26 protein-coding genes are annotated in these 24,055 nt (G+C 49.5%); 19 read left to right on the forward strand and 7 right to left on the reverse strand.

Translation table 11 applies throughout. The features are described from left to right. Positions 1-130: 130 nt before the first annotated feature. Both IKW96_RS11720 and IKW96_RS11725 read left to right on the forward strand, forming a co-directional pair. Positions 131-2,392: a leucine-rich repeat domain-containing protein gene (locus tag IKW96_RS11720; RefSeq protein ID WP_296574977.1), complete on the forward strand. Its 2,262-nt coding sequence runs from the start codon at positions 131-133 to the stop codon at positions 2,390-2,392. Beyond that, complete coding sequence (locus IKW96_RS11725; RefSeq protein ID WP_296575366.1) at positions 2,382-3,839, forward strand: leucine-rich repeat domain-containing protein; 1,458 nt, start codon at positions 2,382-2,384, stop codon at positions 3,837-3,839. Before IKW96_RS11720 ends, IKW96_RS11725 begins: the two co-directional genes overlap by 11 nt. A 162-nt stretch (positions 3,840-4,001) precedes the next feature. Here the strand turns inward: IKW96_RS11725 and guaB are convergent, their stop codons facing one another. From guaB to fabD, 7 genes are all read right to left on the reverse strand, one after another. Continuing rightward, on the reverse strand, positions 4,002-5,474 hold the full coding sequence (guaB, locus tag IKW96_RS11730; protein ID WP_296574979.1) for an IMP dehydrogenase: 1,473 nt from the start codon (positions 5,472-5,474) through the stop codon (positions 4,002-4,004). A 178-nt stretch (positions 5,475-5,652) separates the two neighbouring features. Further along, on the reverse strand, positions 5,653-6,864 hold the full coding sequence (locus IKW96_RS11735) for a leucine-rich repeat protein (protein WP_296574982.1): 1,212 nt from the start codon (positions 6,862-6,864) through the stop codon (positions 5,653-5,655). A 1-nt stretch (position 6,865) separates the two neighbouring features. After that, on the reverse strand, positions 6,866-8,035 hold the full coding sequence (locus IKW96_RS11740) for an amidohydrolase (RefSeq protein WP_296574985.1): 1,170 nt from the start codon (positions 8,033-8,035) through the stop codon (positions 6,866-6,868). Positions 8,036-8,041: 6 nt separating this feature from the next. After that, complete coding sequence (locus IKW96_RS11745; protein WP_296574987.1) at positions 8,042-8,539, reverse strand: shikimate kinase; 498 nt, start codon at positions 8,537-8,539, stop codon at positions 8,042-8,044. Positions 8,540-8,573: 34 nt separating this feature from the next. Beyond that, positions 8,574-8,900 (reverse strand): hypothetical protein, encoded by a 327-nt coding sequence (locus IKW96_RS11750; protein ID WP_296574990.1) that lies wholly within the window; start codon positions 8,898-8,900, stop codon positions 8,574-8,576. Positions 8,901-8,923: 23 nt separating this feature from the next. Next, positions 8,924-9,760, reverse strand: a complete 837-nt coding sequence (locus IKW96_RS11755) for a shikimate dehydrogenase (protein WP_296574992.1) — start codon at positions 9,758-9,760, stop codon at positions 8,924-8,926. Next, a complete protein-coding gene (gene fabD / locus IKW96_RS11760) occupies positions 9,757-10,665 on the reverse strand; it encodes an ACP S-malonyltransferase (protein WP_296574994.1) in 909 nt (302 codons plus the stop codon). Before fabD ends, IKW96_RS11755 begins: the two co-directional genes overlap by 4 nt. A gap of 284 nt (positions 10,666-10,949) precedes the next feature. Here fabD and IKW96_RS11765 point away from each other — a divergent pair, with 284 nt between their 5' ends. The 17 genes from IKW96_RS11765 (at position 10,950) to IKW96_RS11845 (ending at position 24,036) form a co-directional block, all read left to right on the forward strand. Next, the gene (locus tag IKW96_RS11765) at positions 10,950-11,936 is read left to right on the forward strand and encodes a beta-ketoacyl-ACP synthase III (protein WP_296574996.1); all 987 of its coding nucleotides are present in this window, start codon (positions 10,950-10,952) and stop codon (positions 11,934-11,936) included. Between the two features lie 69 nt (positions 11,937-12,005). Beyond that, positions 12,006-12,932 (forward strand): enoyl-[acyl-carrier-protein] reductase FabK, encoded by a 927-nt coding sequence (gene fabK / locus IKW96_RS11770; protein ID WP_296574999.1) that lies wholly within the window; start codon positions 12,006-12,008, stop codon positions 12,930-12,932. After that, entirely contained in the window at positions 12,929-13,132 is a 204-nt protein-coding gene (locus tag IKW96_RS11775; RefSeq protein ID WP_296575001.1) for a DUF4177 domain-containing protein, read from the forward strand. Before fabK ends, IKW96_RS11775 begins: the two co-directional genes overlap by 4 nt. Positions 13,133-13,233: 101 nt before the next feature. After that, positions 13,234-13,974: a 3-oxoacyl-[acyl-carrier-protein] reductase gene (gene fabG / locus IKW96_RS11780; protein ID WP_296575003.1), complete on the forward strand. Its 741-nt coding sequence runs from the start codon at positions 13,234-13,236 to the stop codon at positions 13,972-13,974. An 81-nt stretch (positions 13,975-14,055) separates the two neighbouring features. Continuing rightward, a complete protein-coding gene (gene fabF / locus IKW96_RS11785) occupies positions 14,056-15,312 on the forward strand; it encodes a beta-ketoacyl-ACP synthase II (protein WP_296575005.1) in 1,257 nt (418 codons plus the stop codon). A gap of 12 nt (positions 15,313-15,324) precedes the next feature. Then, positions 15,325-15,798 carry an acetyl-CoA carboxylase biotin carboxyl carrier protein gene (gene accB / locus IKW96_RS11790; RefSeq protein ID WP_296575008.1) on the forward strand — a complete coding sequence of 158 codons (474 nt, stop codon included), beginning with the start codon at positions 15,325-15,327 and terminating at the stop codon, positions 15,796-15,798. After that, positions 15,798-16,394, forward strand: a complete 597-nt coding sequence (locus IKW96_RS11795) for a hypothetical protein (RefSeq protein WP_296575011.1) — start codon at positions 15,798-15,800, stop codon at positions 16,392-16,394. Before accB ends, IKW96_RS11795 begins: the two co-directional genes overlap by 1 nt. Before the next feature lie 18 nt (positions 16,395-16,412). Next, positions 16,413-17,006 (forward strand): hypothetical protein, encoded by a 594-nt coding sequence (locus tag IKW96_RS11800; RefSeq protein WP_296575014.1) that lies wholly within the window; start codon positions 16,413-16,415, stop codon positions 17,004-17,006. 30 nt (positions 17,007-17,036) lie between these two features. Then, the gene (gene fabZ, locus IKW96_RS11805; RefSeq protein WP_296575017.1) at positions 17,037-17,480 is read left to right on the forward strand and encodes a 3-hydroxyacyl-ACP dehydratase FabZ; all 444 of its coding nucleotides are present in this window, start codon (positions 17,037-17,039) and stop codon (positions 17,478-17,480) included. Positions 17,481-17,502: 22 nt separating this feature from the next. Continuing rightward, positions 17,503-18,855 (forward strand): acetyl-CoA carboxylase biotin carboxylase subunit, encoded by a 1,353-nt coding sequence (accC, locus tag IKW96_RS11810; protein ID WP_296575020.1) that lies wholly within the window; start codon positions 17,503-17,505, stop codon positions 18,853-18,855. A gap of 22 nt (positions 18,856-18,877) precedes the next feature. Beyond that, entirely contained in the window at positions 18,878-19,723 is an 846-nt protein-coding gene (accD, locus tag IKW96_RS11815) for an acetyl-CoA carboxylase, carboxyltransferase subunit beta (RefSeq protein WP_296575022.1), read from the forward strand. Between the two features lie 2 nt (positions 19,724-19,725). Beyond that, positions 19,726-20,532 (forward strand): acetyl-CoA carboxylase carboxyltransferase subunit alpha, encoded by an 807-nt coding sequence (locus tag IKW96_RS11820; RefSeq protein ID WP_296575023.1) that lies wholly within the window; start codon positions 19,726-19,728, stop codon positions 20,530-20,532. A 54-nt stretch (positions 20,533-20,586) separates the two neighbouring features. Further along, positions 20,587-20,823: an acyl carrier protein gene (gene acpP, locus IKW96_RS11825; RefSeq protein ID WP_294753468.1), complete on the forward strand. Its 237-nt coding sequence runs from the start codon at positions 20,587-20,589 to the stop codon at positions 20,821-20,823. A gap of 215 nt (positions 20,824-21,038) precedes the next feature. Then, the gene (locus tag IKW96_RS11830; RefSeq protein WP_296575027.1) at positions 21,039-21,605 is read left to right on the forward strand and encodes a sigma-70 family RNA polymerase sigma factor; all 567 of its coding nucleotides are present in this window, start codon (positions 21,039-21,041) and stop codon (positions 21,603-21,605) included. Positions 21,606-21,618: 13 nt separating this feature from the next. Continuing rightward, the gene (locus tag IKW96_RS11835) at positions 21,619-22,881 is read left to right on the forward strand and encodes a hypothetical protein (RefSeq protein WP_296575029.1); all 1,263 of its coding nucleotides are present in this window, start codon (positions 21,619-21,621) and stop codon (positions 22,879-22,881) included. 160 nt (positions 22,882-23,041) lie between these two features. Further along, positions 23,042-23,698 (forward strand): cobalamin biosynthesis protein CobQ, encoded by a 657-nt coding sequence (locus tag IKW96_RS11840; protein WP_296575032.1) that lies wholly within the window; start codon positions 23,042-23,044, stop codon positions 23,696-23,698. Between the two features lie 131 nt (positions 23,699-23,829). Further along, on the forward strand, positions 23,830-24,036 hold the full coding sequence (locus tag IKW96_RS11845; RefSeq protein ID WP_294753460.1) for a 4Fe-4S dicluster domain-containing protein: 207 nt from the start codon (positions 23,830-23,832) through the stop codon (positions 24,034-24,036). The last annotated feature ends 19 nt before the right edge of the window (positions 24,037-24,055 follow it).

The following is a 24,055-nucleotide window of genomic DNA, read 5'->3' on the forward strand; positions in this document are numbered from 1 at the left end:
GCTGCAAATGCGAAAAATAAGTGAAATTTATTGCAATATCGCGCGTATTATGCTATAATGTTCGTGTTGCGATCATTATATCACATTTTAATGTATAGACTTAAACATATTCTGATGAGAGGGTAATATTATGCTTGAACGTAAAAAAATCGCTGCATTTATTGCAGGTCTGCTTATCTGCGCTTATGCGGCAGCTCCTGTAACGAGCGCGTTTGCAGAGGAAGACAAGGAGGATATCCCTGTTTCCGACGCACTTCAGGAGGAAGATGACGACGAGGAGGACGACGATACATATATAAAGAGCGGCGACTTCCTTTACTCAAAGACTCATGACGATACAGTTTGTATCGAGGACTATACAGGCACCGCCGAAGTCCTCGAAGTGCCTGATGAACTGGACGGTATCGCAGTTACAGAGCTGGGCAAGAAGGCTTTCGGAAGCGATCCCGACAACAATCCCATAACCGAGGTGAAGCTCCCTGCATCCATAACCTATATCTCTGACAGCAATCCCTTCATGTACTGCACAAAGCTGGAAAAGATAAGCGTTGCAAAGGAAAATAAGGACTACTGCACCGAGGACGATATCCTTTATACAAAGTCAAAGGATACCCTCATCTGCTACCCATGCAAAAAAGGCGGCACTTCCTTTACTGTTCCCGACAGTGTAAAGACTCTTGGCACTTCCGCACTTTACGACACAGGTCTCGAAGAGATAAAGCTCCCCGACGGACTTGAAAAAATAGGCTATTTCTCCATTGCCTGCCTGCCGAGGATGACTTCCATAGACCTCAGCAATACAAAGGTAACGGAGATACTTCCCTATGCTCTTTCGAGCTGTTCAACTCTCAGCGATGTAAAGCTCCCCGAGGGGCTCACCTACATCGGCGGCGGAGCTTTTTCGAGCTGTCCCATACTCAAGGAGATAAAGCTCCCCGAATCGCTTATAGAGATAGGTCAGTACGCTTTTATAAATACCGGACTTTCCGCCATTGTTATACCTGATAACGTTGCCGAGATAGGCTACTGTGCTTTCGGCTATTATACGAATACTGTAGGCAACATAGTTGCGGACGACAGCTTTACCATGGTGGGAAAGCTTGGTTCTGCCGCTCAGAGATACGCTACCGACTCCGATACCGAATACGATTACAAGAACAACTTCGTATTCCTTACCCGTGAGGAATATCAGCAGGAACAGGATTACCTCAACCTTGAAAGAATAAAATCAGGCGACTACGAGTACGGAGTTACCGATGAAGGCGCTGTTCTTACCTGCTGTTATTCCGAGGAGAACGGCGTCCTCAATGTTCCTGCGGAGATAGACGGACACAGGATAGTAAAGATATATCCAAGCTGCTTCAGTATTTCTCAGGCTTCGGAGATAATCCTCCCCGACGGCGTTGAGGAGCTGAGGGAAATGGCTTTCTACAACTGCAAGGAACTAAAAAAGATAACTCTCCCCGCAAGCGTCAAGCTCATAGGAGACCGTGCTTTCGACGGCTGCGGTGCCCTTGAGACCGTTGAGTTCCTCGGCGCCGAGACTATCGGAAACCGTATATTCTGCGACTGTTCGGCACTCAGGAACTTCAAAGCCGCAGGCACTCTCAAGGAATGGAACGACAATGAGCCGTTCATATTCTGTACTGCTCTCGAGAATATAGACATCGGCAGCGGCAGCAGCTTCATCACGGAAAACGGCATAATGTACAACAGCGACAAGTCCGTTCTCATGGCTTACCCTGCAAACAAAACCGACAAGAGCTTTACAGCTCCCGAAAGCGTTACTGAGATAGCTCAGTCCGCCTTTGCAAACTGCCACTACCTCGAAAGCGTGAAGCTCCCCAATGTCAAAGTGATAAACGCATATGCGTTCGAGAACTGCGAGAGCCTTTCGTCCTTTGAAGTGTCGGATAAGCTCGAAAAGCTTGACTCAGACGCTATATACAGCTGTGTTGCGCTGAAAAGCCTGCGCCTGCCCAGCTCTCTCAGCGAGATAGGCGATTACGCTTTCGGCTACTACTACAAGGAGACCGCCGATACCGAAAACGGCGAGCCTGACGACGTTCTTGTCGAGGGCTTCACACTCTATGCGGACGAGGGCTCTGAAGCCTATAAATACGCGCAGAGAGAGGGCATAAAGGTAGTTACGGGCACTACAAAGGTGCTCGGAAAGAATATGTCTTCGGGCTTCGTGTACACCATGGCAGGCATTATCGGAGCTGCTTTGCTTGGTATCATCGGCGTATTCACAGGAAAAGCCGTTAAAAAGGGCAAGGCTAAGAAGGAGTCTGCCGAAAGAAAAGCTAAAGCTGCGGAGCGCCGCAGGAAAAAGGCGGAAGAAGCTGCCGGTGAAGAGGAGGGCGAGAACGTTGAAGAAGATGATGAATAAGCTCGCCGCCATTCTTGCAGCAGGAGCAGCTGCTCTGTGCTGTCTGCCCGCAGGAGCTTTTGCCGACGAATTAACGGGCGCGGAGGATACTCTCTACGACGGCTCGTTCTACTATGAGCTTACCCCTGAAAAAACATATAAAATAACGAAATGCACGGCTATCATCGTCGAGGAAGTCCCTTCTGTGCGAAACGGTACGGCTATAACCTGTATCGGCGAGGGAGCTTTTGCGGAATGTACGGGTATCGGCTCGCTGACTATCCCCGATTCAGTCACAACTATCGAGAAAAATGCATTTTACGGCTGCCCTGCACTGAAAAAGGTAACTCTCCCGCGCAAGCTCAAAAGCCTCGGAGACCATGCATTTTTCAGCTGCTCGGCCCTCGAAAGCATTGATATCCCCGATACTATTACGGAAATACAGCCATATACCTTTGCTCTGTGCGACAATCTCCGCGAGGTGAAAATGGGCGGAAATGTCACCGATATCGGTGAGTACGCTTTCTATCAGTGCGGCAGGATCGAAAGCTTCAAGCTTCCGTCTTCGCTCCTTAACATAGGCGATAACGCAATGGGCTGCTGGTACAGCATAAAGAATATAGACACCTCTGAAAACGGCTCCTATATCTATGAGGACAATATGCTCATGGACAAGGACAAAAAGAGGATATACCGCGCCTCCGTAGAGACCGAGGGAGAGATAAACATACCTTCGGGTACTGCTGAGATATGCTCGGGAGCTTTCTCCACCTGTGCAAAGATAACCTCAGTGCATATCCCCTCATCCGTTCTTACTATGGGCGACGAGGCTTTCAGACAGTGTTCTGATCTGAAAAACGTGGACTTCTCTGAGGGACTCAGGTCAATAGGCATGGGAGCTTTTCTCTTTGACCAGAATATCCTCTCTCTCAGTATCCCGACAACTGTCAGAACCATTGATGAGCTTGCTTTCGCGTACTGTATGAAGCTCAATAAGATAATCCTTCCGGAGGGCGTTGAGTCCATAGGCAAGGAGGCTTTCTTTGTCTGCGACGAGCTGAAACAGGTAAGTATCCCGAAAAGCGTAAAGACTATAGGGGAGAATGCTTTCGGATACACAGTTGAGAACTCCGAAAGACAGAAGCTCGAGGACTTCAATATGAGTGTTTTCTCAGGCTCGGCAGGCGAAAAGTACTCCAAATCAGAAAAGATATCGCATACTGTTACCGATGTCAACATAAAAAGAGTGGCTTTCATCGCAATTATGATAGGCCTTATCGCAGCCGCTCTCGTTTTCGCACTGACTCTCATGAAGCGCAGCAGGAAAACTGCCACCGCAGGTGCCCGCAAAGCCGCTAAAAAGGCTAAAGAGCTGGAAGAAGAGAAGAAGTACAAGAAGATAATGAGCGACGATGAAGCCGATACCGACGATGATGACGGGAATAATTCCGAAAACGGAGAAGAATAAGCAATAAACAGCAAGGGCTGCCGGAAGGCAGCCCTTTTTTATGCTGGAGTGAGTGATCCTCGTCCCCTAAAGATGTCATGTACAGGAACACGGGCGCACAACTTGCACGCCCTGACTAATAACTGAACACTAAAAAAGGCGGACACAAAGTCCGCCTTTTGCTCATATTGAAGTTGAATAGTTAGGAGCTTCCTTAGTGATATAGATATCATGAGGGTGGCTCTCTTTAAGTCCTGCGCCTGTAATGCGTATGAACTTAGCCTTTTCGTGGAGAGTCGGGATATCTACGCAGCCGCAGTAGCCCATACCGGAGCGGATACCTCCGACGAGCTGGAATATAGTATCTGCAAGGGGGCCCTTGAAGGGAACACGACCCTCAACGCCCTCGGGAACCAGCTTCTTGGCGCCCTCCTGGAAGTATCTGTCCTTGGAGCCGCAAGCCATTGCGCCGAGACTGCCCATGCCTCTGTATACCTTGAACTGACGGCCCTGATATATCTCTGTTTCACCGGGAGCTTCCGCGCAGCCTGCAAGGAGAGAGCCGAGCATAACTACATTAGCGCCTGCTGCGAGAGCCTTAACGATATCGCCCGAGTACTTGATACCGCCGTCAGCGATAACGGGGATACCGTACTTCTGAGCTACGCAGGCAACGTCATAAACGGCTGTGATCTGCGGAACGCCGATACCTGCAACAACACGGGTGGTGCATATGGAGCCGGGGCCGATACCGACCTTGAGGCAGTCGGCGCCTGCTGCGATAAGAGCCTCTGCAGCTTCTGCTGTAGCGATATTTCCGGCGATAACCGGGATCTCGGGGAATGCTTCCTTGACCATTTTCAGGCACTTGATGATGTTTGCGCTGTGTCCGTGAGCCGAGTCGAGAACAAGCACGTCCACCTGTGCGTCGATAAGAGCCTTTGCTCTTTCAAGCACGTTTGCGGTAACTCCGATAGCAGCGCCGCAGAGGAGTCTGCCCTTGCTGTCACGTGCGGAGTTGGGGTACTGTACGGATTTCTCGATATCCTTTATAGTGATAAGTCCCTTGAGGTAGCCTGCCTCGTCAACGATAGGGAGCTTTTCGATCTTGTGTGCGCGGAGAATTTCCTGAGCCTGTTCGAGAGTAGTACCGACGGGAGCAGTGATAAGGTTGTCCTTGGTCATAACGTCGGAGATCTTAGCGGTAAAGTCTGTGAGGAAGCGCATATCTCTGTTGGTGATGATACCAACGAGCTTGCCCTTGCCGTCAACTATCGGGACGCCTGAGATCTTGAATTTGCCCATGATCTCGTCAGCGTCGGCAACGATATGATCCTCGGTGAGGGAGAACGGGTTGACGATAACGCCGTTTTCGCTTCTCTTTACCTTGTCCACTTCGTCAGCCTGCTGTTCGATGGACATATTCTTGTGGATGATACCGATACCGCCTTCACGGGCGATAGCGATAGCCATACGGGAATCTGTAACGGTGTCCATAGCGGCAGTCATTATCGGAGTATTGAGTCGAACGGTTTTAGTGAGCTGAGTACCGATCTGTATCATGTTGGGCGTAACATTGGATTCAGCGGGGATAAGCAGCACATCGTCGAAGGTAAGACCTTCCTTCTGAAATTTGCTGTTCATATCAGTCAGCATAAAAATTCCTCCTTGCAGTTGTAATATTAACTTTAATGATACTATTTTTTGCGCCTTATGTCAATAGTTTCGGAAGAAGGGAACGTATAGAATTTTATTTTCAAAAATGGTCGGGTTTTGGCGAAAAAAGCAATGTGTTATACTAAAGTAACTCAGCGTTAAAGCGGAGAGGGCCTGTTCAGACTTTTCTGCCTGTGGCAATGGCAGCATATTCCGCCAGTATTCCCGACGCATCAACAGCATCTATGATACCGTCGCCGTTCCAGTCGGCGGCATCCTTCTGCTCGGAGGCGAACGAAGACGGCTGATCCGAGGAAACAAGAGCGTATTCTCTCAGGACATAGCTTGCGTCAACGGCGTCGATATAGCCGTCGTCGTTGATATCTCCCTTTATAAAGTGCTTTTCCGTAAAGGAAAAACCGTATTCCGAGGCATATTTTTCAGCCTGCGAGCCTTTCTCGCCTCTTATGGTGAAGCCCGCGATATTCTCGGAAGCGGAGCTCCTCACATCGAACTTCCTGCCTATGGCGTCCCTGCCTATAGAAGTTACGGACGGTGGGACATACAGGTTTTTGAGCTCCGTACAGCCGTAGAAAGCGTCGTCGCCTATGGAAGTGATATTATCTCCGAGCGAGACTTTTTCCAGACTGCTGCATGAGTGGAAGCAATCCTCGGGGATCGCAGTCAGGGAATTTCCGAGCTCAACATCTGAAATTAAATTGCAGCTGATGAAGCAGCCTTTTCCGAGAGATACGACACTATCGGGGATTTCGACGCTCCAGAGCGAAACACAGCCTGAAAATGCATAGTCGCCTATGGAAGTTATACTTTCGGGAATAAATAACATTCTGATATTTGTTTTTCCGAAGAATGCACCCTTACCGATAGCTTTTGCAGTATAGAGTATAGAAGCCGCAGGCTGTTTTCCGCCGTACAGGACAAGAGTATTCTCATTATCGTAGATCGAATTATTGAACGCAGTGTAAGTCGGATTATCGGAGCTGATATCAATTGTGTCCAGATCGGGGCAGGCAGTAAAGGCATAATCGCCGATAGCCGTCAGTCCCTTGCCTATGCTGAGCTCGCCGAGCTTCGGGCAGTTGCTGAAAGCCTTTGCGCCCACTGTTTTAACGCTGTCGGGGATAGTGCAGGATATGATATCCTCATTTCCAGCAAAGGCGCTGTCCGCCACTGCAGTAACGGGAAGTCCCTCTATCTCGGAGGGGATATTTATGGTATCCATAAAGCCTGTGCCGCCTGTAACAGTTACCTGTTCATCCTTTATTTCGTATTCAAAGGCGAAGTCCTTTCCCGCAGCGAACGAAGCTGCCGGAAGTGACGCAAAAGCAAGAGCTGCCGCCGAAACAACGGCAAAAAAAGTCTTTTTCATATCATATCTCCCTGCGGCATATATTGCCGTCTACCATGACAAGGACAGGTTCTGACATGAGGTCGAGGGGATTTGCACCTTTTCTGTAGAGCTGTATATCCGCGTCCTTGCCTTCTGTGAGTGAGCCGGTGGTCTCGTCTATGCCGAGTATCTCGGCAGGAGCGATAGTAAGGGTCTTCAGCGCCTCGCCGAGGTCAAGCCCACCCTTTACCGCTGCCTGAGCGGAGAGGGGCAGATACTGTATTGGTATTACCGTATGGTCTGTGCATATGCATATCTTTACTCCGTTTTCGTGGAGTACAGAAGCGTTTTTCAGCTCAAGTCCGCGCATTTCTGGCTTGCAGCGGTCGCATATCAGCGGTCCGCATATAACGGGGACGTTTTCCTCCGCGATGATATCCGCAATGAGCTGTCCCTCCGTGCCGTGAATGATGACGGGATCGAGCCCGAACTCCTTCGAGATACGCAAAGCCGTGCAGATATCGTCTGCGCGGTGACAGTGGAAGAAAGCCTTTACCTTGCGGTCAAGGAGAGGCATGAGAGCCTCGCACTTTATGTCGTACTCGGGGGGATCGTAGTTCTCGCTGTCGGAGTAGTAGCTGCCCATGTCGTGGACGTATCTCCGCGCCTTGTAGAGTCCCTCGCGGATAAGAGCGGTTATAGCCATTCGCGTTATGGGAGTTTCCTCGCGTCCGTTGTAGACGTTTTTGGGGTTCTCACCGAGAGCGAACTTGATACCGCAGCTCTTTATGAGCATATCGTCGATACGTCTGCCATAAGTTTTTATAGCGGCTATCTCGCCGCCGCAGGCGTTTGCGCTGCCCGGGCTTGAAGCCACAGCGGTTATGCCCCGTGAACGCGCTTCCTCAAAGCAGCGGTCGAACGGGTTTATACCGTCTATCGCCCTCATCTGCGGAGTAAAAGGGTCTGTGGATTCGTTGCAGTCGTCGCCCTCGAAGTCGAGGCTGTCCTCGATTATTCCGAGGTGAGTATGAGCGTCGATAAATCCGGGGAGGAGCATACCGCCCTCAGCATTTATGCTGCCGTCGGGAATATCCTTCGGAGCTCCCGATTCCATGGCTTTTATCTTGCCGTCCTCTGTTTCGATCCAGCCGCAGGGGATAACTCCGCGGTCGCTCATGGTATGAATTTCAGCATTATAGATAAGCATAGCCGCTCACTTTCTGAGTGAACGGGCGATAAGCTCCGCATTTTCAACGGGACTTCCGCCGCACTCCAGTCTTATGGTCGAGTGCCTGAGGTAAACGTCTCTGCGCGAGTTATAGAGCTCGCAGAGCTCTTCCTTTGTGGACCTCATAACGATAGGGCGGTTGGTATCGCCCTTTATGCGGTCGTAGCAGACCTCAAAGGGGACGTCGAGGAAGATTATCTCCGCACCTGCGTCCTTTGCAGCCTTAGCGGTATCGGGATTGAGCATGGCGCCGCCGCCGCAGGCTGCGACTGTGGTCTTGCCGCAGAGGGACTTTACTATCTCAGCCTCGGTCTGACGGAAGAAAGGCTCTCCCTTTTTCTCGAATATCTCGGGAATGGTCATTTCAAGAGTGCGGACGATGAGGTCGTCCGTGTCGCAGAAGCCGCAGCCAAGCTTTTTGGCTGCAAGCTTGCCTATAGTAGATTTTCCGCAGCCCATAAAGCCGCATAAAAATACAGTCATGTTTTTCTCCTTATCGATATGCTTAAAAGCGATATTATACTCCGAAGTGTATCACAAATTTATTCTCGCGCTGCGCCTCCGAAAGCAGAGCTGTGAGCTCGGAAAGCTGTGGATATCCCAGTGTTATCTCAATAAATGCTTCAAGAGAATCTGGCGGTATGAGAGTGACACCGTAATATGCAAGTCCGAACTCCGGGCGGTCAGGGCTGTGCCAATAGCAGCGCAGTTCTTTCAGCTTTGGACATATCGGCAGTATAAAGTTGTCATTCACTGGTATACAGCCGTATTTTTCGGGAGTATATTCGTTATAGCTTTTTTTGCGGGGATATTCCTGCATTATTCCGAATTCATGCGTGAGCATACTGTCACCCGAAAGTTCTTAGATCACTTGTTCATGTTCTCAACAGCATTTTCTACGTCGGTGATTATCTTCGAGATATCCTCGGGAGCAAAGCTGCCGCCGTACCATATCTCATGAGCCTTTACAGCCTGATATACCAGCATAGAAGCTCCGCCGACCGCTGTTTTGCCAAGGGCACGGGCCTTCTTCATAAGTAAGGTCTCGATAGGATTGTAGATAACGTCGAAGACGCTGCCGCTGTTTTCGATTATGGTATCGCTTACCGCGCAGGCTTCCGTCTTCGGGTACATACCTACGGGAGTAGCGTTTATAAGCAGGTCGTAGCTGCCGTCGAGAGTGGATATATCGGCGATCCTCACAGAAGCGCCGCTGCACTTTGCCAGTATCTCGGCCATGAGTATCTGAGCGTTCTTAACGTCCTGAGGGATAACTGCGAGAGTGATGTTACCGCCGTGACGGGCAACCTCGATAGCTATCATTCTGCCTACGCCGCCGCAGCCTAAAACAGCCACATTCCCGCCGATAGGGAGGAGCTCCGCCGAACGCAGGAAGCCGTCGCAGTCGGTGTTGTAGCCGATGAGCTTTCCACCGTCGTTGTTTATGCAGTTCACGGAGTTGTAGCGCTGAGCGCTCTCCGCAAGCTCGTCCACAAGGGGGATAACAGCCTGTTTATGGGGGATAGTCACGTTGAGACCGCGGAGACTTTCGAGGAGTCCGCGGCTGTTCGCCATATCCTCGGGAGCTATATCCATGAGCTCATACGATGTATCGTCAAGTCCGCTCAGAGCGAACAGCTTTTCGTGTATAAGAGGGGACATCGAGTGTCCGAGAGGGTGACCAATAAGCGCAAATCTGTTCATGACAATGCTCCTTCAAGTGTTTCAAGGTCCTCAACATTTACGGCTGTGACGTCCTTGAGAGTTTTCTTTACGAGACCCGTGAGAGTTCTTCCGGGACCGAATTCCACGAATTTGTCAGCGCCTGCCTCCTGCATAGCCGCAAGCTCCGAAGTGAAGCGCACAGGCGAAACGATGTGCTTTGCCAGCATTTCAGCCATATCCGAGAAGTCTGTGAGCTCGCCGCCTGTGAGGTTGGAGTAGTATTTTACCTTGGGGGCGCTGAATTTTATGGCCTTTGCAGTCTCGTAGAACTTATCGGCGGCAGGCTGCATGAGCTTTGAATGGAAAGCGCCCGCAACGTTGAGGGGTATGACTCTTGCCTTCATTCCGGCAAAAACGTCGCTTACCTCAGCGATACCCTCGGGAGTTCCCGCGATAACGGTCTGAGCAGGGGAGTTGTAGTTTACGGCTGTGACGTATTCCTTTGCCTCACCGCATACGCGCTCAACTTCCTCGGGAGTTATTTTCATGACCGCAGCCATAGCGCCCTTTGCCGAAGCGGTAGCCTCTTCCATAGCAGCAGCTCTTGCCTTTATGAGGCGGAATGCGTCCTCGAGGGATATCATCTCCGAAGCGTACATGGCAGCGTATTCTCCGAGAGAGTGGCCTGCAACTCCGTCAAAGGTGAAGCCCTTGGCCTGAGCGGCTTTCAGACACACGATAGAAGTAGCCATGATAGCAGGCTGCGAATTGATAGTTCTTGACAGTTCCTCAAGAGGGGCATTGAAGCAGATATTTTTAAGATCAGAGCCGAGTATCTCCGAGCCTGTCTCGTATACGTCCATGAGACCGGGCATAGCCTCAGCTATGTCTTTTCCCATGCCCTCGTACTGCGAGCCCTGTCCTGAAAATAGTGCAATTGTCATAATAAATAACTTCCTTTCTGTATGTTATATACAAAGTATTGGTGAAAATATCCTGTTGCCTGATTGTAAATTTGTGAGAAGTGACGATATTTTGTCTTTAAAATATCAAAGTGCAGAAATATCGTTGCAAAAAACCTCAAAATGATTTACAATATAATATGTGTGGTATTGCGCCTGTTCACAGGAAAAACTCCAAAGGCGATACCGATATTACTACTATAACACATATTTACGGTTTTTACAACTGTATTTTCATAATTTTATTGATTCTAAGGAGCTTTTTAATGGGCATCAGCATTTTGGGAATGGGCAGATATGTGCCCGAGCAGGTATTGAAAAACGATGACTTTACCCGATTTATAGAGACAAATGACGAGTGGATACGTACAAGGACGGGTATAACCGAGCGCCCCATGGCAGGCTGGGAGCCCACATGGTACATGGGAAAGCAGGCGGCTCTCAGAGCTGTCGAAGCCGCAGGCATAGACCCTGCCGAGATAGGGCTGGTAATTTCCTGTACCGCCACATCTGACTTTCATACTCCCAGTATGGCCAGCGTTATACAGCATGAGATAGGCGCAGTCAGTGCAGCCGCATTCGACATGAACGCTGCCTGTTCTGGATTTGTCTATGCAGCCGATACCGCAAGGCGTTTCCTTGAGACCGACGACGGCCTGAAATACGTGCTTGTGGTGGCAAATGAAGCTCTTTCGCGCTTCCTTGACTTTACCGACCGTTCATCGTGCATACTTTTCGGCGACGGAGCAGCCGCAGCTGTGCTTGAAAAGAGCGATAAGCTCTATTCTTCGGCGCTTTGCTCCGACGGAAGCGGCGCTTCTCTCCTCTGTGCGAGAGCTCTCAGTGTAGCTCCCGAGGTGGCGCAGGACAAGGATTTTGACGATCCGTTCCCGAAAGCTCCGCTGCACAAGCTCCAGCAGAACGGCAAAGAGGTTTACAAATTCGCGGTGCAGGCTCTTCCCAGGTCATTCGAGCTTGCTGCCGGAAAGATAAACATAACCAAGGACGATATAGACTGGTTCGTGCCGCATCAGGCGAATATACGCATAATCGAGACTGCTGCTAAGAAGCTGGGAGCGCCTATGGAGAAGTTCATAGTGACCCTCGACCATTACGGCAACACCTCAAGCGCTTCGATACCGCTTGCGCTCTGCGAATCCATAGAAAAGGGCATAATAAAGCGCGGACAGAAGCTTGCACTCATAGGTTTCGGCGCAGGACTCACCTACGGCGGAATAATTCTTGAATATTGAGAACCAAGATGCAGGGAACTGCGTTTCCTGCTGATAACCAACCACTAATCCCTAAAAAGGAGTATAACTATGAAAACACGCATTACTGAGCTTCTCGGCTGCGAATCCCCCATAATCCAGGGCGGTATGGCATGGGTGGCCGAGCATACACTTGCTTCCGCAGTATCAAATGCAGGCGGAATCGGACTTATCGCAGGCGGCAGCGCTCCGATAGACTATCTTCGTGAGCAGATACGCCTCTGCAAGGAAAAGACAAACAAGCCCTTCGGCGTAAATATCATGCTTATGAGCCCCAATGCCGACGATCTCGCACAGCTCTGCATAGACGAGGGAGTAAAGGTAATAACCACAGGCGCAGGTAATCCCGGTAAGTACATGGCTGCATGGAAAGAGGCAGGTATAAAGGTAATGCCCGTAGTTCCGTCCGTAGCTCTTGCAAGGAGAATGGAAAAGTCGGGAGCTGACGCAGTTATCGCAGAAGGCACCGAATCAGGCGGACATATCGGCGAGAATACCACAATGTGTCTCGTACCGCAGGTAGTCGACGCGGTTGAGATACCTGTTATCGCCGCAGGCGGAATCGCCGACGGCAGAGGTATGGCGGCAGCCTTCATGCTGGGCGCTGAGGGCGTTCAGATAGGCACACGCTTCCTTGCTTCCGAGGAATGTCAGATACACCACACCTTCAAGGAACTTGTAATAAATGCAAAGGACACGGACAATATCGTAACAGGCCGCTACACAGGCCATCCGTGCAGAAATATCAAGACAAAGTTCGCAAAGAAGCTTGCAACGGGCGAAAAGGAGGGAACACTCTCTCCCGAGGAGTTCGAGCAGCTCACAGTCGGTGCGCTCCGCAGAGCCGTAGTTGACGGCGACGTGGAGAGCGGTTCGTTCCTTTGCGGAGCTATATCGGGCATGGTCAACGAGATAAAGAGCTGTGCCGACATAGTAAAGGAAATAAACGACGGCGCGGAGAAGCTCCTGAAGCTGTGAGATACAAGTATTTCAGGTTTATAAGAAGCCTTGGCGGGATATATTACTATAAAAAAGACGGTGTGAAGCAGACTCCCCGTGATGTCATAAAGGAAATGGCGGCGCAGGGATACAGGTACATCGGCAATGTTCCCGTAAAAACAGGCTATTACGGCTCTTTGTCCGAATACGACATGATATTTGAGGAGCCTGACAGATAAAAGTGACATTTGTAACTGAAAAAGTGACAGATATCACATTGAAAAAAGCTGACAGAATGATAGAATAAATAAAACAGTCGAATAAAACGGAGGTAACAAAAATGGCAACAGCAATAATCACGGGCGCTTCTCAGGGAATAGGCGCCTGTATCGCGAAAAGGCTTGCACAGGACGGTTTTGACGTAGTAATAAATCATTATCCAAGTGACGGAGATAAGGAAAAGGCTCTTGCAGTTGCAGAGGAGTGCCGCGCATTTGGCGTAAAGGCTGAGTGCTATGCGGCGGACGTATCGAAATATGACCAGTGCGAGGCTATGGTAAAGCAGATAAAGGCTGATTTCGGCAATATCGACGCTCTTGTCAACAATGCAGGCATAACAAAGGATAAGCTCCTTGCAAGAATGTCCGAGGAGGACTACGACGCTGTTATCGCCGTTAACCAGAAGAGCGTATACAATATGACAAAGCACGTCACAGCAGTCATGATGAAGCAGAGAAGCGGCAGGATAGTCAATGTTGCTTCCGTTGCAGGACTTTACGGCAACCCGGGACAGATGAACTATTCAGCTTCCAAGGCTGCTATCATCGGTATGACAAAGACCACCGCAAAGGAGTTCGGTTCGCGCAATATCACCTGCAATGCAGTAGCTCCCGGACTTATCAGGACTCCCATGACGGACGTTCTTTCAGACGAACTCAAGGAGAAGATGATCTCGGCAGTAGCTCTCAGACGCTACGGCGAGCCCGAGGAGATCGCTTCCGTTGTATCTTTCCTTGTTTCCGACAACGCATCATACGTTACGGGACAGGTAATAGAGATCTCGGGCGGACTTTCAATGTAAAAAGCATAAACAGTCGCAGCATGGGGCGTAATGCTCCGGACATACCAAAAAATCCAATACAGAGGTAAGAAAGGGTATAATATGAGCAGAAGAGTTGTTATCACGGGTCTGGGGGCAGTAACTCCCCTCGGAACAGGTGTTGAGAAATTCTGGGCAGGAATAAAGGAGAACAAGCTGGGCATATCGTATATAGATATGTTCGGTACAGAGCGCACAGGCGTAAAGGTCGCAGGTATCGTCCGCGATTTCAATGAAGAAGATTACTACGGTGTTGAGGGCTGCTTCGAGAAGAAGGAAGCAAGACATATGGACACCTTTACGAAATATGCGGTCATAGCCGCACATGAGGCTCTCACGGACGCAGGTACAGACCTGAAGGACCTCGATCCTTACAGGGTAGGCGTACTTGTTGGTTCGGGAATAGGCGGCGTGGATCTCACTCTTTCCGAGTACGAGAAGTACCTCGAAAAGGGACCGAGCAGAGTTTCCGCATTCTATATCCCCATGATGATAAGCAATATGGCAGCAGGAACCATTTCCATGAAAACAGGCTTCAGGGGAGCCAATTTCGATATCACAACAGCCTGCGCTTCCAGCACGCATTCCATAGGCGAGGCTTTCCGCAAGATCAAGGACGGTTACCTTGACGCTTGTCTCGCAGGCGGTACAGAATCAACGAGAGTAGAATTCACATTCGGTGGATTTTCAAATATGAAAGCCCTTACAAAGTGCGATGATCTCACAAGAGCGTCCATTCCTTTCGATAAGGAGCGCAGCGGATTTGTACTCGGCGAGGGCAGCGCAGTCCTTGTGCTTGAGGAATACGAACACGCAAAGGCAAGAGGCGCAAAGATATACGCAGAGCTTGCAGGCTACGGAGCTACCTGCGACGGCTACCACATGACTTCACCAATGCCCAGCGGCGAGGCAGCTGCAAAGGGCATGGAGCTCGCAATGCAGGAGGCAGGGCTCAGACCTGCGGACATAGACTACATCAACGCACACGGTACATCAACGGGTCTCAACGACAAGTATGAGACAGCCGCTATCAAGCTTGCTTTCGGCGAAGAAGCAAGGCGCGTGAAGATAAGCTCCACAAAGTCCATGATAGGACATCTTCTCGGTGCGGCAGGCGCAGTTGAAGCCGTAGTATGTGCAAAGTCCGTAGAAGAGGGCTTTATACACGCAACAGTGGGATATAAGGTGCCCGACGAGGAATGCGACCTCGATTACTGCGGAAACGGCAACATAAAGCAGGAGGTAAAGGCTGTTCTGTCCAATTCTCTCGGATTCGGCGGACATAATGCGACTATCTGCTTTAAAAGGGTAAATGACTGAGGAGGATATTCGATGGAGAAAATTTATGGTCAGATCGACCTTGAAACGATCGAAAAGCTTGCTGATATCATCAACAGGAAGGAGCTTTCCGAGCTTACCATTTCAAACGGGGACAAGAGCATAACGCTCAAGGGCAAGAAATGTATGCCTGCAATGCCTGTATCTGTAGTCGCAGCAGCACCTGCACAGAATCAGGCTCCCGTTGAGAGCACTCTCGCCGAGAGCGAGGCTTCAATGGCGGAGGAAGTAAGCGGAAAGATCGTAAGATCGCCTATCGTAGGCACATTCTATTCAGCTCCCTCACCTGACAAGCCGCCTTTTGTAAAGACAGGCGACGAGGTCAAGAAGGGCGACGTTATCATGATAATCGAGTCCATGAAGCTCATGAACGAGATACAGTCCGAGTACGACGGAACAGTTGAGCAGATACTTGTCTCCGACGGACAGGCGGTAGAATTCGACCAGCCGATCATGGTCATAAAGTAATGGAATACAGGTATCTTACTCAGGAGCTTGTGGAAAAGGGAAATGTGAATATAACATCTCCCGAGATGTTCGAGGAGGCAAGGCAGTACAACATAGAAGCCGTCAGGAACTACAAGAAGCGCTACCTGATAAAGATCGCTTTCGGCCTGTGGATAGCCGCGCAGGTAATATACGTAATATTCTGTGCTGTGAACAGTATTGAGATGCAGACAGGCTATGACAGAGCCACAGACACGAAGGTTCCCGTATGGAGGGCAGCTCTTGCGGTATTTGGAGTGCTGGCTTATTTAGGGCTGATGTTCTGGTTCGCTTTCCATAACGGAAGCCGCGACAAAAAGACACTTTGCCTCGCTTCTCTGCCTGTAATAGCGTTTTCGCTGTACTTTGCAGGTATCCCCTTAGGAAATTATATAATAGGGTATCTTTACGAAAGGTCGGAGAACTATTTCTCGAAAAAGCTGGGCTATCCCTCATTCCCGAGGATAGTTACAAATTCCGTATTCAGCAGATCCGACAATATCAATGACATGACATATGACAGCATACGTGAAAAGGCGCAGAGGGATCACCCCGACAGAGGAGATTTTCTCGGATAATATGAGGTCTTGCATATCATGGCTTGGAAATATATAACTCAGGATATAATAGACGCAGGCGGCATAAACGTCACAAGCGCCGAAATGTTTGCAGAGGCAAGGGAATACAACATCGAAGCCGTAAGAAATTACAATAAGAAGCAGCGAAACCACTGGTTCATAGCCATATGGTCGGTGGGACAGCTGGTGCTGAGCCTTGTTATCGGTATAGTGCTCGTAGTAAATAATCAGCTGGAGCAGATGTTCAGTTCAGCGACCACTCCCACATGGAGGATACTTCTGAGACTTTTCGGTTTCCTTGCGTATATGGGAGTATTTGCATATTTTGTCATTTTACGCAGAGACCCGAGACCTCATGTCATGGCTCTCAGCTCTCTGCCCATACTCATAGCAGACTGGAAGTTCATAGGAATAGTGGCATTCAACTTCCTTGTGGGCTGGCTTCATGAAAAGGTGGAGAACGACCTCAGGACAAAGCCTGACTATCCGAAATTCACAAGACTCATAGTTACCACATCATACAGCGATTCCGACACCATATCGGAGCTCACCTTTGACAGCATACGCGACAAGGCAAGGAGAGAGCACCCCGATGCTGAGGAACTGAAATGATATGCCGTGATACAAAAAAGGAGAATAACAATGGCTGATATACTTATGAATAAAGAGCAGATAATGGAAATAATCCCCCACCGCGATCCCTTTCTCCTCATTGACGAGATAGTGGATATGGAAGTGGGAGTAAAGGTACACGCAAGGAAGTACATCAAGGAGGAGGATTTCTGGTTCAGGGGACACTTCCCGGGTTATCCTGTGACTCCCGGCGTGCTCATGGTAGAAATGCTTGCACAGGCAGGAGCTGTATGTATGCTCTCAAAGCCTGAGTTCAAGGGCAAGATAGGACTTTTCGGCGGCATCGACAAGGCTAAGTTCCGCAGACAGGTAGTTCCCGGGGACGTTCTTGACCTTGAGGTCGAGATAGTACGTCAGCGCGGACCTGTGGGAACAGGACAGGCGCTTGCGTCCGTAGGCGGCGAAAAGGCTGTATCCTGCGAGATAACCTTTGTTATCACAGACAATAAATAATCCATACGGGGGATAAATATAAATGTTCAAGAAAGTACTTATCGCCAACAGAGGCGAGATAGCTGTACGAATAATAAGAGCGTGCAGAGAGCTGAGCATACGCTGTGTAGCGGTATATTCCACAGCCGACCGCAATTCTCTCCATGCACAGATAGCGGACGAGTCGGTCTGTATAGGTCCTGCTGCCACAAAGGACAGCTACCTTAACATGAACGCCATAATACAGGCTGCAAAAAATACGGGAGCAGAGGCTATACATCCAGGCTTCGGCTTCCTCTCCGAGAATGCCGAGTTCGCAAGGCTCTGCGAGGCGAACGGAATAGTTTTCATCGGACCTTCATATAAGTCTATAGAGATGCTTGGCGACAAGGCAGCTGCAAAGGAGACAATGGCTGCTGCGGGAGTACCCGTTATCCCCGGTTCAAAGGGCGCGGTAAAGAGTCTCGCAGAAGCTGAGAAGATAGCCGAAAAAGCAGGCTACCCCGTACTTGTAAAGGCTTCCGCAGGCGGCGGCGGACGCGGCATACGCCGTGTTGACAGTCCCGACGAGCTTGAAGCGCAGATGACGGCTGCACAGCAGGAGGCGAAGAACTTCTTCGGCGACGACGCCGTATATATCGAGAAGTTCCTCATAAATCCCCACCATGTGGAGATACAGATAATCGCCGACAAGCACGGCAACTATATCCACCTCTGCGAGCGCGACTGCTCAATGCAGCGCCGCAACCAGAAAATGCTGGAGGAGTGCCCGAGCCCTATTGTGGACGAAGAGCTCCGCAGGAAAATGGGCGCAGCAGCGGTAACTGCCGCAAAGGAGTGCGGATACTACAACGCAGGCACCATAGAGTTTCTCGTTGACGAGAACCGCGACTTCTACTTTATGGAAATGAACACGAGAATACAGGTCGAGCACCCAATAACCGAAGAGGTAACGGGCTTTGACCTTGTAAAGGCACAGATAGAGATAGCAGACGGCAAGCCTCTTGAGGTAAAGCAGGAAGATATAAAAATGCGCGGCCACGCTATCGAGTGCAGAATAAATGCGGAAAATCCTGACAAGGGCTTCAGACCTTCCCCGGGAACCATCACGGCTCTCTATATGCCGGGCGGTCCGGGAATAAGAATAGACGGAGCCGTTTATCAGGGCTATACCATAACTCCGTACTATGACTCTATGATAAGCAAGCTCATCGCTCACGGCTCCGACCGAGAGGACGCCATAAACAAGATGAGGTGGGCGCTTTCCGAGTTCATCGTTGAGGGAGTTGACACAAATATAGACTTCCAGCTGGAAATAATCAGGAACGCCGATTTCAAGGCAGGAAAGTATGATATCGGATTCCTCGGAAGATATATGGAAGAAAAGAAGAAATAAAACGGGAATGCGGTGAAAAGAATTGTTTGAAGATTTTTTTAACGTAGTTAAGAAGCGCTGGGGAGAGGGCGAAGAGGAATACAAGCCCCCCATGTTCAAATGCCCGCGCTGTCAGGGACTTAGTCCTCTGTCAAAGTACGAGGAGCTCAGAAGAGTATGCCCCAAGTGCAACTATCACGGCAGGCTCTCCTCAAACGAGCGTATCGCTATAACTGTAGACAAGGAAAGCTTCAGGGAGCTCAACGGAAGAATGAAGGGAGCAGACCCGCTCAACTTCCCCGACTATCCCGAAAAGCAGGCAGAGCTCCGCGCAAGTACGGGACTCAGCGACGCAGTCATCACAGGTACGGCGACAATCAAGGGCTCGCCTGTAGTAATAGGAGTAATGGATTCGCGTTTTATGATGGGCTCTATGGGCAGCGTCGTAGGCGAGAAGATAACACGCGCATTCGAGTACGCAACGGAGCATAAGCTCCCCGTGGTAATGTTCACCGCGTCGGGCGGAGCGCGTATGCAGGAGGGAATAGTCTCCCTCATGCAGATGGCAAAGACATCGGGCGCAGTAAAGCTCCACAGCGAGGCAGGCGGACTGTATATATCGGTAATGACGGACCCTACCACAGGCGGAGTTACCGCAAGCTTTGCTTCACTGGGAGATATCATAATAGCAGAACCGAAGGTACTTATCGGCTTTGCAGGCAGAAGAGTCATCGAGGGAACCATCAAGCAGAAACTGCCCGATGACTTCCAGCTTGCGGAATTCATGTACAGCAAGGGCTTTGTTGATATGATAGTCGAGCGCAGAAAGCTCAGGAGCGTGCTCTCACACCTTCTGAAGCTCCACGGATACACCCCTAAGGAGGCATGAGCATGGAAGACAAAAGAACAGCGTGGGAACGCCTTCAGCTCATACACACTAAGGGCAGACCTACCATAAAGGACTATATCCCTCAGATTTTCACGGACTGGTATGAAATGCACGGAGACCGTCTTTTCGGCGACGACAGGGCTATCATCGGCGGTATCGCAAGACTTGACGGTATGCCTGTGACCATCATAGCAGAGGTGAAGGGCAGGGACCTCAACGAGAATAAAGCCTGCAACTTCGCAATGCCCCACCCAGAGGGCTACAGAAAGGCGCTCAGGATAGCAAGACAGGCGGAGAAGTTCCACCGTCCCGTTATATGCTTCATAGACACTCCCGGAGCATTCTGCGGAGTAGCCGCCGAAGAGCGCGGACAGGGCGAGGCTATCGCAAAGAATATCGCGGAGTTCATGACTCTCCGCACACCTATAGTATCTATCGTCCTCGGCGAGGGCGGAAGCGGCGGCGCACTTGCGCTGGGCGTATGTGACGAGCTTGCCATGCTCGAGAACGCAGAGTACTCGGTATTGTCGCCGAGAGGCTTTGCAAGTATCCTCTGGAAGGACGCTTCACGCGAGCAGGAAGCAAGCGAGATAATGAAGATAACGGCGGAGGATATGGTGCGTTTGGGTGTTGCCGAAGCCATTATCGAGGAGCCCCTCGGAGGCGCCCATAACGATTTAGACAAAATTTCAGAAAATATAAAGGAATATTTGTCACAAAAAATACCTGAAAAATGCAAAAAAGATATTGACGTTTTGCTTAAAGAACGCTATACTAAATTTAGAAAAATCGGAGCGTTCACTGAATGAACCGATTTTGACAAAAAAATAAAGAAAATAAAAGAAAAAATGGAGGACCAGATAATGATTTTTGAAAAACTCAAAGATATTATTGCAGAACAGCTCAGTGTGGAGGCAGACGAAGTAAACCTTGATTCAAACATTCAGGACGATCTCGGAGCTGATTCGCTCGACGTTGTAGATCTTATCACAACTATCGAGGACGAGTTTGATCTTTCTATCCCCGACGAGGCAGTTGAGGAGATCAAGACAGTAGGAGACATCGTAAACTATATCGAAAAGAATACAGACGCTGAATAATGAGCGTATAACACTCCCCCGGCTCTCAGCCGGGGGATTTTTTTGTCAGACGGAGCTGCCGCCTGAAAAATGCAGATGATCTCGGGTTATGCCGAAGCAGTATGATAAAAAAGAGAAAAAATTTTTCACGATCTTGCAGCACTTTCGTTTTTCGCTCCGAATGTTGTTTATGAAAGGTCGATCTTCAATAAAAAATACAGCAGGGAGGGATGAACATGACAGGAAACGAGCTGAGAGAGCTTCTCAGTGCATCTCCTGCGGACTGCCACAGAAAGCTCATGCAGGAGTATGGCAGATATGTTTATGCCATAGTATTCAATAAGCTGAGGAGCTGCGGCACAAGGGAGGACGTTGAAGAGTGCGTCTGCGATGTTTTCACGGATATATTCATAAAATTCGAGTACGACGAGAAATACGTAAGCGATATCAAGGGATATATCGGAACTGTTGCAAAGCGCACGGCCATCGACCGTTACAGGAGCCTTTCCGCCGAAAACAGCCACAATGCATATGCAGACGAGGAGGATATGGCGGAGCTTGTTTCCGATTTCAGCGTGGACGAGCACGTTGACAGTTCAGAACTCCGCAGGCTTCTCGTACAGAAGATAAAAGAACTCGGCGAGCCCGATTCCACCATACTTATACAGAAATTCTACTACAACCGCAAATCGTCGGAGATAGCGAAGACGGTTTCCATGACGGCTTCGTCCGTCCGATCGCGGTGTACAAGGGCTATGGATAAGCTGCGCGGAAAGCTGGCCGAAGTCGGTATCACAAGGTAAAGGAGGAGCAGCTGTGAAAAAGAAAAACATATTCGATATTCTTGAAAATGCAGAGGACGAGCTTATGGACGATTTTACAGATATGAGCCCCGGGATCAGCGATGATCAGCTGGAAAAGCTCCTCGCAGTGAGCGAAAGGAACTACAGAATGAAAAAGAAAGAAATAGAAAGAACAAGGAAAGATAATGATACAGAGGGGGAGTACACAGTCAGCGGAGTTGACCGCATAAAGCGTCCCGTATGGCTCACGCCCCTTATAACGGCGGCTTCAGTGGTGCTCATCGCAGGAGCTGTCATCGGCAGCGTTTCCCTTATGAAAAACAATAGAAACGTGATAATAGGCGACGATACACATATAAGCGCCGAGCAGTCAGGTCAGTCGGGAACCGAAAGCACATCTGTTTCGGGATTCGGCTCGGCTACAGATACTGTTGTAACTGTCACAGCTTTAGGAACAGACAATAAGACCACAAAAACGACTGAAACGGCCACAAGCGATACTACTGCTGTATCGACTCAGACCACATCAGCTCCGGCAGCTGACGAAAAATACACAACAAGGCCGTTTGTCGCGCCGAAGGCTGAGGATATCATCATCGACGACGAGCTGTCCCGCTATGTACATGATATGTTCGCAAAGAGCGGCGACGTTCATTTTAATTTGACAAGTAACATTATGAGAGAGCGTGAGTTCCTAAGGTTCTCAGTTGATCCGGCATTGGGATATAAGACCAGTAATTTACCCGATAATTCCGATGAGATACTGGAAAACACAGTATTCTACTCACTTGTTAACGATGAGCGCTTCACTTGCATAGACGATATAAGAAGATACGCAAGGACTGTGTTCACTGAAAAGCTGACCAATAGTTTATGTCTTGGAAACACCTTTTCATCGGGCTTCGATGATATAGACGTGGGCGGCTTCCTGCCTACGGACAAGATAGGCTGGTTCGCAGAATACCGCGGAAAACTGTACATATGGTTCGACGGCGGCGGAAGAGGATATGTCCCCGCGGGAGATTACATGGATGAGCTGCCTGTTATCATATCGAACAAGACAGATACGTCGTTTACCGCATATATACAGAGCACCTACATTTATTCTGCAAGCGACCCGATAGACCCCGGTCTTATCGAGCTTGATAAGATAGGCTGCTATGAGGTAAAGTTCGTGTTTGACTCTGAATTCAACGACTGGCGTATAGACGAAATTACGCTCCGTGAAGCCCCGTGCTATAAGGCAGTTTATGACAAGCTGCCAGACCGGCGCTGATATTGGTGAATGACCCAAAGCCCTGACTATAGTCAGGGCTTTTGCCTGCTTTCAACAAAAACGCCTGCCTTTGATACTAAAAATTGCACTTGCAATTGACAATTCAAAGTGGTATAATATAAGTTGTAGGATTTTTCACAAAGATTACAAGAGGATATTTATGAAGAATATTAAGATAATCACAGGTCATTACGGAAGCGGAAAGACCAATTTTTCCGTAAACCTTGCGGTAAAAGCCGCAGCGGAGAGAAAGTCCGCAGCTATCGTTGACCTTGACATTGTAAATCCCTATTTCAGAACTGCCGATTTCAAAGACCTTTTCGAGGAAAAGGGCATAAGGCTCATAGCTCCCGATTTTGCAAGGAGCAACCTCGATATCCCGTCAATACAGTTCGACGTTGTGGAGCTTGCCACAGATGAGGACTGCCTGATAATCGACGTGGGCGGCGACGACGCGGGAGCTGTGGCTCTCGGACGCTATGCCGAAGCATTGGAGCAGTTCAGGGACAGTATCGAGATGTACTACGTCATAAACCAGCGCCGCTACCTCACCAATACAGCTGAGGAAGTGACAAAGCTGATGTATGAGATAGAGGCGGCAGCACGTATGAAGCATACGGCTATCGTCAACAATACCAACCTCGGCTGTGAGACCACTCTTGACATCATCGAGCAGTCGCGTCCCTTTGCGGAGGAGACCTCCCGTATCACAGGACTTCCCGTAATATATACGGTATATCCCGAGGATATCGCGGAGCAGTCGGATAAGCCCGACAGGTTCGCCGCAAAGATATACGTAAAGCCCGTATGGGGCTGAGCCTGAATGAATAATTCATAATACATAATGCATAATTGCATGAAAGATCGGATTTCCGCATATTTCGCAAGCAGCATTGATTATGAATTATGAATTGTGAATTATGAATTGATTGAAAGGAGAAAAAGTGTATGGCTAAAATGACAGTAATTACCGAGCGCTGCAAGGGCTGCGGTCTGTGTACTGCTGCCTGTCCCAAGAAGATCGTTGCACTTCAGAAGGAAAAGCGTAACAAGAAGGGATATTTTTACGCAGAATGCACCGATCAGTCAGCGTGCATAAGCTGTGCAATGTGTGCAACTATGTGCCCCGACTGCGCTATCGTTATTGAAAAATAATCTATATTCGTTGAAAGGA

This window comes from Ruminococcus sp., assembly GCF_017549005.1.
In the GTDB taxonomy this organism is placed as follows: Bacteria; Bacillota; Clostridia; order Oscillospirales; family Ruminococcaceae; genus Ruminococcus.